Raw genomic sequence first — 11,546 nt, 5'->3', positions numbered from 1 at the left:
CATATGCGGGCTATCGGGTACACCGTGGCGTGGTGCGGGGCCACCGCCCTGGCCATCGGAGTGGCCTGGTTCGGCGTCAGCGGCGTCTTACGCACCGCCTTGGGCGACGGCGAACCGCTGACCCCGCTGGTCGTCGCGGCCCCGCAACCGAACGCGGTCTCCGCCGCCCGCCGCGAACCACCCACGGCCGAACCTCCCGTCTCCATCTCCGATAAGCCCACGCCCACCGCGTCCACGCGGCCTTCGACGTCGCCGACGCCCCGGCCCAGGAAGAAGCCCGCGCCGACCGGCCGCCCGACGGTAGCCCGCACGACGGCCCCGCCCGCCGACGACCCGACCCCGCCGCCCGCCCCCAAGCAGACCCAGGCCCCGAAACCACCGCCTACCTCCGAGGCGCCACAGGCCCAGTCGAACGAGAAGCTGCACACCTTCACCCTGAACGGCGGCCGCGCCACGGTGGCCGTGGGCGAGAAGGACTGCCGGATCGTGTCGGCCACCCCGGCGGAGGGCTGGGAACTGAAGACGTGGACGGAGCCCTTCTGGCTCCGGATCACCTTCCTGAAGGACGGCCGCGAGTCCTCGGCCTTCTGCACCTGGAACGCCCTGCCCCCGAGGCTCGACACCTACGAGACGTAGCGGCCACCGGGGCCTACCATGACCTCGTGACCGGCACGAGTGCGATTCCGGACCAGTTCGGCGACCTGTGGTCCAAGGAGCGAGACCGGCAGAACGCCGCCTACACGGCGACGATGCGGGCGACGGAGCGTCCGGTCCCGTGGGCCTACCAGGTGTGGGACGACGTCGTCGCCAACCTGCGCCACGAGGACAACCACAACCGGGCGATCGCCGCGCAGGTCCTGTGCAACCTGGCCATCAGCGATCCGGACGAGCGGATCCTCGACTGCCTCGCCCCGCTGATCCAGGTCACCAGAGACAGCCGGTTCGTGACCGCGCGGCACTGCCTGCAGTCCCTGTGGAAGATCGGGCTCGCCGGCCCAGGGCAGCGCGGGGCCGTGGTGGCCGCGCTCGCCGCCCGGTTCGCGGACGCCGCCCCGGAGAAGAACGCCACGCTCATCCGCTTCGACATCGTCGTAGGGCTGCGGAAGCTGTACGAGGCCACGGGCGACGAGACCATCGAGCCGCAGGCACTGGCCCTGATCGACACCGAGAACGACCCCAAGTACCGCGGCAAGTACGCCAAAGCCTGGCGGCGGTGAACACAGCCTCGTACCTGACCGGAATACCGCGACCGTCGTCACGCCGCGCAAAGGAAAAGGGGCGGCCGGGGCCACCCCTTTCATAAAAGAACCTGGTTACAGCGACTTCTGGAACTTCTGCAGTTCCTTCAACTGGGTCACACCCGACTCGGCGATCGCGTTGGCCATCGCCACGCCCGGGCCGAACGCCCCGCCGCCGGTCTCCTCGTCGGCCAGCTTCAGCGCGCCCTTCACGTGCTGGATCATCAGCGCCGTGAACCGCTCGTCGAAGGCGGCGCCCGCCGAGGCGGCCAGATCGGCCATGTCCTTCTCGGAGATCAGGCCCGGCATCGGCGCGCCGCGCTTGAGCGGCTCCACGTTCCATTCGGCCAGCCAGCCCTTCAGCGCCTCCACCTCGGGCTCGCGTTCGGCCCGGTAGGCGGCGGCGAAGTCGCGGACCCACTGGTCCTCCGCGGCGGTCGCGGCGAGGCCGGTCAGGTCGTAGGCCTGCAGGTTGTGGGTGATCAGGGAGGCGGCGAAGCCCTCGTCCGCCGCGTTCGGCCCGGCGTCGGGGACGGGTTCCTCGATGGCGCTGGGCTCCTCGGTCGGCTCCTCGGCCGGCTCGGTCGCCTCGGGTTCCTGGGAGGCCGTCACGGTGGGGATCGCCGCGGCGGAGGTGGCGGCGGGGGACGGCGCGGCGCCGCCCGCAGGGTCGACCACGGACTCGGCGGCGCATCCGGTCATCAGGGCCGCGGCCACGATGGCGGGCAGGGCGATCCGGGGGAAGGTCGTCATGGGGCGAGACCCTACCGAAACCCACATAAGGGAGTGTTCAGATAATGGGCGGAGGGCCGCACATCGCACGAATCGTGCCTCCCGCAGAACTCTCCTAACTCTTTCGGTCAAACGCTGGTGCGCTTCCGGAGCACCTGTTCTAGCCTGCGATCATGCGCAAGGGGACCGAAAGTCGATGAAAGGTTTCATCCACACGAAACCTCTGTTGACACGCACGAAACAGTGCTACGTTCTTGGGAGCGCTCCCAAGCCGCCGCGTAACACAATTCGGGCCTGAGGAGACCGGATGGCCGATCTTCCCACCCTCGCAGAGGTAGCCGCCGCTGCTGGCGTCTCCCCGGCAACCGCTTCCCGAGTCCTGACGGGCTCGGTCAGAGTGACCACAAGCACCAGGCGACAGGTCCACGACGCCATGTCGCGCCTGGGGTACGTCCGCCGGAGAGCCCCCCGGGGCTCCACCGCGCGGCGTACGGACCAGATCGTCGCCGCAGTGGTCTGTGAGCAGACGCCTCGGTTGTTCACCGAGCCGTACTACGCACGGCTGCTGTCGGCCGCCGAAGAGGTGTTCGCCGGCCACGGGGTTCCTCTCGTGGTCATGACCGCCACTCCGGCGACCGCCGCGATAGCCGCTCCGCCCCTGGTGGCGGGGGCCGTCGACGGGGTGCTCCTGATCGGGGCGCGGGCCCGCCACCCGCTCGCCGTGACACTCGCCGCCTCAGGGATCCCGGTCCGCAGTGCCGGGCGCCCGCCGGACGGCGTGGATCTGCCGTACGTCGACATGGACAACCGCGACGGAGGCCGCCAGGCCGCCGAGCACCTACTGCTGGGCAACCGGAGGGTGATCGCCACGATCGCCGGGCCGCCGACTCTCCCGGCGGCACGCGACCGGCTCGACGGGTTCCGGGAGACCCTCCGCGACGCGGGGGTCACCGACATGCCCGTCGCGTACGGAGACTTCACCCACGCCTCGGGAGCGCACGCCATGCAATGGCTGCTGCAGCGCGCGCCCAGGCTGGACGCGGTGTTCGCCGCGTCCGACGTGATGGCGGCGGGCGCGATCCAGGCGCTGCGGCGGGCCGGGCGCAAGGTGCCCGACGACGTCGCGGTGGTCGGGTTCGACGACGCCCCCATAGCCCGGCACACCACGCCCACCCTCACCACGGTCCGCCAGCCGGTGGAGGAACAGGCGGCCCTGGCCGCCCGGATGCTCCTCATGGCCCTGGCCGACGGCGAGGCGCCCAAGGGCAACCCGGTCCTGCCCACGGAACTGATCGTCCGTGAATCGACCTGAGCTGGCCGAAGGCGATGTCCTGACCCGTCGCTATCTGCTGCAAGAGCGGATAGCGACGGGCGGGATGTCGGTCATCTGGAAGGCGTTCGACCAGTCGCTCCAGCGGACCGTCGCCATCAAGCTGCTCGACTCGTCCCTCGACGGCGACAACCCCGGCCGGGAACTCATCCGCCGGGAGGCCAGGGCGACGGCCCGGCTGATCCACCCCGACGCCATCGAGGTGTACGACTACGGCGAGACCGTCACCCCCCGGGGACGCCTCGCCGCCTACGTCGTCATGCGCCTGCTCGAGGGCCGGTCCCTGGCCGACCGCCTGGCCGAGGGACCGGTGCCCTGGGAGGAGGCGGCCACCACCGCCGCCCGCCTGGCACTGGTGCTGGCCGCCGCCCACGAACGCGGCATCGTGCACCGCGACGTCACGCCGGAGAACGTCCTGCTCACCCCGGAGGGCGCCAAGCTGCTCGACTTCGGCATCGCCGCCTTCGCCGGCGAGGCCGACGACGACCTGGTCAAGGACTTCGGCACGCCACCCTACGTGGCTCCCGAACGCCTCAAGGAGTTACCCGCCGCCCCCGCGGTCGACGTCTACTCCCTGGGCGTTCTCCTGTACGAGATGCTCAAGGGCCACCCGCCCTATCCCGAGACCACCTGGGAGGGCATCGAGAAGGCCCGCCGCGACGGGCCGCCCCCCGGCCCCGAGGGCGTCCCCGGGCTACCGCCCGAGATCGCGGCCGTCTGCCGCCGATGTCTGTCGCCCGACCCGACGGACCGGCCCAGCGCCCGCGAGGTCGCCGCCGCCCTGTTGCCCGGTGAGGCCGAACGCGAGCCCGGCTGGGTGAAGTGGGGCGCGGCGGTCGCCGGGGTCCTGGCCCTCGGCATCCTGGTCTGGCAGCAGCCCGGCGGCACCCCCGCCGGCCTGGCGGCGGACATCGGCCTGAGCGTGACCCCCACGACCCAGGCCACCTCCCGCACCCCTCCCGACCGGAGCCTCCCGGTCCTCGACCCCGACCCCGGCACCCCGGAACCCCGCGCCACCGACGCGGGCGCCCCGGCACCCGAAGACGCTTCGGGAGAGGATCCGGAGAACGGCAGCTCCGCGGAGGACGGCCCCGATCCCCCGCCGCCGCGCCCGCCGACCCGGCCCACCCCCGCCCCCGGGTCCACTCTGGCGCCGATCCCGCTGGCCAGCCCGGCCGCCGGCACCCCGACCGTCGAGACGGCCGCGGCCGATTTCGACCGCCTCGTGACCGAGGGCGGGAGGTCCGGCGACCTCCGCGCCCATGCCGCCGACGACCTGCGGCTCGAACTGCGGAACATGATCGCCAACAACGACCCCCGCGCGGTCCCCAACCTCCGCAGGAAGCTCGACGACCGCCTCCGGGAGGGTTCCCTCACCCCCGCCTTCAAGCCCCGGCTGGAGGCCGCCCTCGACCGGCTGTCCGCGGCCTTCGCGGCGAAGGGAACCTGACCGCCGCAAAACTCTGAATCGGAACGCGGGCGTCCCGGCCGGTCCACTCTGTGGAACGCCCGGTGGAAGGCGATCTCCAGACTCGGAAGGGTGAGGGCGATCGTGCGGGCTTCCGCACGTGCCCGCACGATCCCTCGAATTCCGGGTTTATTTCCGCGAGAACCCATGGGAGCGCTCCCGTCAATGGGAGCGCTCCCAGAATAAGCAGGTGTTTCCTGCCCGTGTCGAGGCCGTTGCCGGACCCGCCCGTCACCTTCCCGCAAGACTGCCGAATCTTTCATGCGGAATCCGTCCTCTTTCATTGGGTAGCCTGCGGGCCCATGAGTGGATTCAAAAAGTTCCTCCTCCGCGGCAACATCGTGGAGCTGGCGGTGGCCGTGGTCATCGGCGCCGCCTTCGGCGGCCTCATCCAGGCAGTGGTCGCCGACTTCATCACACCCCTCGTCAAGGCGATCACCGGCGGCGCCGAGGAGAGTTTCGGCGAGCTGAAGTTCACGATCAACGACAGCGAGTTCGCCTACGGACACTTCCTCAACACCCTGTTGAGCTTCGTGATCATCGCGGCGGTCGTCTACTGGCTGGTGGTCACCCCCATGACCCGGCTGGTCTCCATGTTCGAGAAGGAGAAGGTCGCCACGGAGAAGCAGTGTCCCGAGTGTCTGAGCGACGTACCGATCGCGGCCCGCAAGTGTGCGTTCTGCACAAGCGACCTGATCCCGGCGGCGGCCGAGCGGCCTCCCGCGTAAGGGTTGGGGCATAAGGCGGGCGTAAAACCTGTAAGCGGCGTGAAAGGCCCCCGCAAGTCGGCTTCCCTAGTGTCCCGTCTCGTCAAAGACAACTAGGAAGGCACTCTCCCAATGAAGACCGCTCGCCTCATCATCGCCACCGCCGCGACCTCTCTCCTCATGGGCGTCGCCGCGTGTGGCGCCGGCGGGAACACGACCGAGGTCTGTACCGAGGCCATGAAGGCGTTCACCGATTACAGCACCAAGGTCGGCGCGGCCGCCGGGAACCTCGACGGGATCAACACGGAGACCCAGGCTCTGGCCACCCAGCTCAAGGGCCTGGCCGACAAGGCCGACGGCGACCTCAAGGCGTCGCTCACGAAGATGGCCGACACGTGGGCCACCCTCAAGATCGACCCGGCGAACCCCTCGGCGATCACCGAGTTCGCCACCAAGACCTCCGAGGCGACCCAGGAACTCGGCCTCGCCTGCAGCTGATCCACCGCGACGGGGGCGACGTGGGTGGTGAGGAAAGAGAATCCGCCCGGGGAAACGATTCGGGCGGCGAAAGAGACGGCGGGTACGACTCGACGGTGAAGGGATCCGGCGGGGGCGGGATTCCGCCCATGGTTCCGAACGGGGAAACGACTGAGGAACCGGACCGGGGCGGACCGTCAGGGAGCTCGCCCGGCGAAAGACTTTCTTACAACTCGTGACCGGCCGGCCGGTGGTTGAACCGGCCGGCGGGTCATCGGGCTCATCACGCAGATCAACTCGCGATCGCCGTACCTCCGGGGAGGTACGGCGATCGCGGTGTTTTTCCGAGCACTCATGCTGGGGGATCCAGGCCGGGGTGGCATTCCCTGGTGACCCCGTCGACTCGGCGCGACGACGGGAGGGACCGAACCGAATCCACCAGGAGACGGAAATGAGGGCAGAGACGAGGGCGACCGGTTCTGGCGGAACCGTCACCCGGGATACATCGGATGTTTTGTAGGAGAAACCACAGATGTCCTACATGTTTCGGGACGATAGATGGGACTTATGATTTTTGTCAACAGAAGTCTGCCGATCGACGAGATTAATTACCCCACCAGGGCCCCATGTGACGTTGCACTGCCGCACCCTGCCAGCAGGAACACGCTCCCACAGGGTTCAGGAACGGTCCGGGTGGGGATCACAACCCGGGTCTGAGCCCGTTGACCCCCCTCATATCCCGTAGTAACAATGTCATCGATCAGCTCAAGGGCGGTGGCAGCCTGCGGGTCGACACAGAGTCACAGAGACGTGATCGGCGCACGCGTCCCTCACCGAAGAGGAGTAAGCGTGAGCGACACGCATGCCCAAGACGACTCCCTCCGCCGCAAACTGCGCCTGAGCCGGCGCCAGTTCGTGGCGGCCACCACTGGTGTGGCCGCGGCCGCGGCGCTGCCGCTCGCCCTGCCCGGAGCCGCCATGGCCGATGACGCCGCGCCTGCGGCAGCCCCCGCGCTGCCGGACGACGTGAGCGCCCTGGTTCCCGCCTCGCAGCGAGGCATCATCCTCTACACGGTCCGCGACGCCACGGGCCGTGACCCCCTCGTCAACACCGCGCCCTCGGGCTTCCGCGAGGTTCTCCAGACCCTCTCGGCCTACGGCTACAAGCAGATCGAGTTCGCGGGCTACACCCAGCACGCCAACGCCGAGGGCGGCCGCAACCTGGAGACCGTCGCCGGCGCCCAGTTAATGCGGTCGTGGCTCGACGAGTACGGCCTGCGGGCCCAGGGCAACCACGGCTTCATCCCCTCGTCGTGGCCCCTCAGCCAGGCCGACATCGACCGGTTCAAGCTGCACTGCGAGATCGCCAACACCCTCGGCATGCAGCACGTCGGCACCGGTTCCGACCCGACCAGCAGCAACTTCAAGGCCGACTGGGACGTCGCCATCGCCAAGTGGCACGCCCTGGGCGAGATCGCGACCGCCGCCGGCCTGAAGCTGTACACGCACAACCACGACGCGGCGTACAACTTCCTGCTGGACAGCGGCCCGCTGGACGCGCTCGGCCGGCCGACCCGTTCGTCCGGTATCCGCAAGCTGGAGTACTTCCTCAGCCAGACCGACAAGCACCTGGTCTTCCTGGAGATGGACCTGTACTGGGCCCACGTCGCGCAGTACAAGTTCAGCAACTACACGGCCGCCGACGGCACCGTGGTGCAGAAGGTCTTCCAGCCCTTCCAGCTGGTCCGGGACAACCAGAAGCGCTACCCGCTGTTCCACATCAAGGACGGCAAGTCCAACCCCGCCTCGGCGAACGGCTACGACTTCGCGACCCTGGGCACCGGCAACATCAACTACCGCGAGTTCTTCGAGCTGGTGAAGATCCGCGACAAGCACAACCCGATGATCGAGCAGGACAACGCGCCGGGCACCGACCCGATGCAGTCGCTCAACCTCGCCCAGCTCGCCTGGAACAACTGGGCCGGCATGCGTGAAGACCGGTACTACGAGTAAAGCGAGGCACGGACGGCCGAAGGTCGGCCGTGGCTCGCGTGCTTGGGAATCTGCCTAAAAGACAGGTTTTCATAGCCCAGTTTCATACCGGACCGCCGCGCGGATCCGCCGTTGCCCCGGCGGGCGTGGCGGTCCGGTCCCGATACTCCTCGTCCAAGGAGAAGTACCTTCCATGCAGCGTACCCGAAGGGCGCTGGGGGCCATCGTGGCCACCCTTGCGCTTCCGTTAGGCATGCTCGGCGGTGGCCAGGCGCAGGCCGCCGACGACCCGGCGATCACGTGGTCGAACTACGAGAAGATCACCCTCACCAAGAACGTCGGCGAGCCCGTCGACATGGCGGTGCTGCCCGACCTGCGCGTCCTGACCACCGCCCGCAACGGTGATCTGCGACTGACCGACCCGGGCACCGGCATCACCAAGATCGTGAACACGTTCTCGGTCTACAACAACTCCGAGGACGGTCTCCAGACCGTCGAACTCGACCCCGACTTCGCGAACAACAAGTGGGTGTACGTCTACTACGCCCCCCGCACGATGACGCCGCCCTACGTCGAGACCACCCCGACAGGGTCCGCGCCGAACACGCTGCCCGCGGGTCAGACCGACGCCTACTGGGACCAGTGGAAGGGCTACAACCAGCTCTCCCGGTTCAAGTGGGACGGCTCCAAGCTCGACATGACGACCGAGCAGGTCATCATCAAGGTCGAGACCCAGCGCGGCCAGTGCTGCCACGTCGCGGGCGACATCGACTTCGACGCCGACGGCAACCTCTACCTCGGCACCGGTGACAACACCCCGGCCTCCGCACCGGGCGCCAACGGCTACGCCCCGAACAACGACGCCCCCGGCGTCAACCCGGGCAACGACACCCGCCGCGGCGCCGGCAACAGCAACGACCTGCGCGGCAAGATCCTGCGCATCAAGGTCCAGGCCGACGGCTCGTACACGATCCCGGCCGGGAACCTGTGGCCGGTCGGCACGGAGAAGACCCGTCCGGAAGTCTTCGTGACCGGCGTGCGCAACCCGTTCCGCCTGGACGTCGACAGCGAGACCGGCAACCTGTCGTGGGCCGACTACGGCCCCGACGCCGGCGCGCCGAACGCCGACCGCGGTCCGATGGGCTACGTGGAGTGGAACACCACCCCGCTGAACAAGCCGATCAACGCCGGTTGGCCGTACTGCACGGGCAACAACTTCAACTACAACAACTGGAACTTCGCGACCAACACGCCCCGTGAGTTCTTCGACTGCACCGCCGGTCCGATCAGCGGCTCGCGGCACAACACGGGTCTCGCGCAGCTTCCCCCGGCCACCCCGGCCGACCTGTACTACGGCGACAACAACACCCACCAGCCGATCGAGTGGGCCGGTCTGACCGACTTCGACACGCAGGGTGGCCAGGGCCCGATGGGCGGCCCGGTCTACCACTACGACGCAGCCAACCCCTCGCCCTACAAGTTCCCGCAGTACTGGGACGGCAAGGCGTTCTTCGCCGAGTTCTCGCAGGACTACCTGGCGGCCTTCACGCTGGCGGGCCCCGACGGACCGGTCACCAAGATCGAGCACTTCCTCCCGAACCGGGCGCTGACCCAGGCCGCCATGCCGATCACCGACAGCCCGATCGACATCGAGTTCGGCCCCGATGGCGCGCTCTACGTCCTCGACTACGGCGACGGCTTCTTCCGCGCCAACCCCGACTCCGGTCTCTACCGGATCGACTACGCGGCCGACAACAAGACCCCGCAGGCGAAGATCAAGGTCGACAAGGCGTCGGCGAGCGCGCCGCCGCTGACCGTGAACTTCGACGCCTCGGGCTCGACCGACACCGAGCCGGGCGCCCTCACCTACGAGTGGGACGTGGACGGCGACGGCACCTTCGACAAGACCGGTGTCCAGATCAGCCACACCTACTCGACCAACGGCCTGTACTTCGCCCGCCTGAAGGTCACCGACGGCGGTGGGCGGTCGGCGCTGACCTCGGTCGAGATCTCCGTCGGCAACACCGCCCCCGTGGTGTCGGTCAACGGCCCGCCCAACGGCGGCTTCTTCGACTGGGGCCAGGCCATCCCGTTCAACCTCTCGGCCACCGACGCCGAGGACGGCCCGAACGCGGTCTGCACCCGGATGCAGTGGAACTTCGGCCTCGGCCACGACAACCACGCCCACCCGGAGACCCTGGGCACGGGCTGCACCGGCGCCTGGCCGACCCCGGCCAACGCCCCCGAGCACGGCGTGACCGAGAACATCTACGGCGTCATCGTGGTCACCTACCGCGACAACGGCGCCAACGGCCTCCCGCCGGCGCTGGGTGAGGCCAGCATCATCCTCAACCCCAAGCTCCAGCAGGCCGAGCACGCCGACATCATCAACGGCGCGGTCGACACCGACGACCCGAACGCCTCGGGCCTCGGCAAGATCACCTCGCTCGACCCGGGTGACTCTCTCGGCTGGGACCCGGTCAACTTCGCGGGTGTCACCGGCGTCAAGACCACCGCGTCCGGTGCGGGCACCCTGTCCCTGCGCTGGAACGCCGCCGACGCCGCTCCGTTCGCCACGATCGACATCCCGGCGGGCGCGGGCTGGCAGACGGTCAGCACCAACCTGACCGGCTCCCCCACCGGCACCGGCAAGCTGTTCGTCACCTCCACCGGTGGCGTCGAGCTCGACAAGTTCGAGTTCCAGGGTGGCGGCGTCGCCGACGTCACCGCCCCGACCGTGACCGCGACGCCGAACCCAGCGCCGAACGCCAACGGCTGGAACCAGGGCAACGTCACCGTCACCGTCGCGGCGACCGACAACGGCACCGTCTCCAGCCGCCAGTACAGCACCAACGGCGGCCAGACCTGGTCGAACGCCAACAACCCGGTCAGCATCACCGCCGAGGGCGTGACCACCTTCCAGTACCGGGCCACCGACTCGGGCGGCAACGTCTCCCAGGTCGGCACGCTCGCGGTGCGGATCGACAAGACCAACCCGACGGCCGCGGTCTCCGGGGTCACCGCCACCGAGTACGGCACCGGCGACGTCGTCACCCCCGTGGTGACGGGCACCGACGCCCACTCCGGCGTGGACACCACGACCGCCACGATCGACGGCGCCCCGGTCACCCCCGGCCAGCCGTTCGAGCTGTGGAAGCTGTCGCTCGGCGAGCACACGCTCGTCGGCACGGTGACCGACAAGTCCGGCCGCACCGCGACCGCCGAGGTCAAGTTCACGGTGACGACGTCGTACGAGGACCTGGAGACGCTCATCCCCAGGCTCCGCGACGCCGGCAAGATCACCGCCAACGGCGCCGCCTCGCTGCTGAACAGCCTGCGCGACGCCCAGCACAGCCTCAGCCTGAACAAGCCGTCCGCGGCCAGGTCTGAGCTGAACAGCTTCATCCGCACGCTGTCCCAGCGCGACTACGTCAAGGACGCGGAGCTCCGCGCGGCCCTCGAAAGAGACGCCAACGCGCTCCTCGCCCAGATCTAAATCGCATTGAAGGTGGGGAGGGGCCCCCGTAGGCCCTCCCCACCCCGTTTCCAGAAGGCGGGGAAGGGCGCTTTACGCCCTTCCCTGCCTGTTTCTTTCAGGTGGA

Annotated in this window: 9 protein-coding genes; 8 read left to right on the top strand and 1 reads right to left on the bottom strand. The window is 69.1% G+C overall.

Annotated elements, in window-relative coordinates; translation table 11 throughout:
• Positions 1–3: 3 nt before the first annotated feature.
• Both ACYQ78_RS18875 and ACYQ78_RS18870 read left to right on the top strand, forming a co-directional pair.
• Entirely contained in the window at positions 4–636 is a 633-nt protein-coding gene (locus tag ACYQ78_RS18875) for a hypothetical protein (protein WP_459802161.1), read from the top strand.
• A gap of 26 nt (positions 637–662) precedes the next feature.
• The gene (locus ACYQ78_RS18870) at positions 663–1,217 is read left to right on the top strand and encodes a hypothetical protein (RefSeq protein ID WP_459802160.1); all 555 of its coding nucleotides are present in this window, start codon (positions 663–665) and stop codon (positions 1,215–1,217) included.
• Between the two features lie 96 nt (positions 1,218–1,313).
• Here the strand turns inward: ACYQ78_RS18870 and ACYQ78_RS18865 are convergent, their stop codons facing one another.
• The gene (locus tag ACYQ78_RS18865) at positions 1,314–1,991 is read right to left on the bottom strand and encodes a DUF305 domain-containing protein (RefSeq protein ID WP_459802159.1); all 678 of its coding nucleotides are present in this window, start codon (positions 1,989–1,991) and stop codon (positions 1,314–1,316) included.
• A 286-nt stretch (positions 1,992–2,277) separates the two neighbouring features.
• On the opposite strand from ACYQ78_RS18865, the gene ACYQ78_RS18860 reads away from it, so the two are divergent.
• The 6 genes from ACYQ78_RS18860 to ACYQ78_RS18835 all read left to right on the top strand — a co-directional run bounded on the left by ACYQ78_RS18860 (position 2,278) and on the right by ACYQ78_RS18835 (position 11,440).
• Positions 2,278–3,282 (top strand): LacI family DNA-binding transcriptional regulator, encoded by a 1,005-nt coding sequence (locus ACYQ78_RS18860; RefSeq protein WP_459802158.1) that lies wholly within the window; start codon positions 2,278–2,280, stop codon positions 3,280–3,282.
• A complete protein-coding gene (locus ACYQ78_RS18855) occupies positions 3,269–4,750 on the top strand; it encodes a serine/threonine-protein kinase (RefSeq protein WP_459802157.1) in 1,482 nt (493 codons plus the stop codon). Before ACYQ78_RS18860 ends, ACYQ78_RS18855 begins: the two co-directional genes overlap by 14 nt.
• Positions 4,751–5,070: 320 nt before the next feature.
• Positions 5,071–5,496, top strand: a complete 426-nt coding sequence (gene mscL / locus ACYQ78_RS18850) for a large conductance mechanosensitive channel protein MscL (RefSeq protein ID WP_459802156.1) — start codon at positions 5,071–5,073, stop codon at positions 5,494–5,496.
• A gap of 111 nt (positions 5,497–5,607) precedes the next feature.
• The gene (locus tag ACYQ78_RS18845; protein ID WP_459802155.1) at positions 5,608–5,973 is read left to right on the top strand and encodes a hypothetical protein; all 366 of its coding nucleotides are present in this window, start codon (positions 5,608–5,610) and stop codon (positions 5,971–5,973) included.
• An 828-nt stretch (positions 5,974–6,801) separates the two neighbouring features.
• Positions 6,802–7,965 (top strand): sugar phosphate isomerase/epimerase family protein, encoded by a 1,164-nt coding sequence (locus ACYQ78_RS18840; RefSeq protein ID WP_459802154.1) that lies wholly within the window; start codon positions 6,802–6,804, stop codon positions 7,963–7,965.
• Positions 7,966–8,137: 172 nt separating this feature from the next.
• Positions 8,138–11,440 (top strand): PQQ-dependent sugar dehydrogenase, encoded by a 3,303-nt coding sequence (locus tag ACYQ78_RS18835; RefSeq protein WP_459802153.1) that lies wholly within the window; start codon positions 8,138–8,140, stop codon positions 11,438–11,440.
• Positions 11,441–11,546: the final 106 nt, after the last annotated feature.

Source organism: Herbidospora sp. RD11066, from assembly GCF_054661255.1.
The sequence above is the reverse complement of the archived record's forward strand: the minus strand, read 5'-3'. Positions and strand labels throughout refer to the sequence as shown.

Excerpts from the sequence above, each read along its gene's own strand:
- ACYQ78_RS18875 (WP_459802161.1), top strand. The coding sequence starts at position 4 with ATGCGGGCTATCGGGTACACCGTGGCGTGGTGCGGGGCCACCGCCCTG.
- ACYQ78_RS18865 (WP_459802159.1), bottom strand. The coding sequence starts at position 1,991 with ATGACGACCTTCCCCCGGATCGCCCTGCCCGCCATCGTGGCCGCGGCC.
- ACYQ78_RS18860 (WP_459802158.1), top strand. The coding sequence starts at position 2,278 with ATGGCCGATCTTCCCACCCTCGCAGAGGTAGCCGCCGCTGCTGGCGTC.
- mscL (WP_459802156.1), top strand. The coding sequence starts at position 5,071 with ATGAGTGGATTCAAAAAGTTCCTCCTCCGCGGCAACATCGTGGAGCTG.
- ACYQ78_RS18845 (WP_459802155.1), top strand. The coding sequence starts at position 5,608 with ATGAAGACCGCTCGCCTCATCATCGCCACCGCCGCGACCTCTCTCCTC.
- ACYQ78_RS18835 (WP_459802153.1), top strand. The coding sequence starts at position 8,138 with ATGCAGCGTACCCGAAGGGCGCTGGGGGCCATCGTGGCCACCCTTGCG.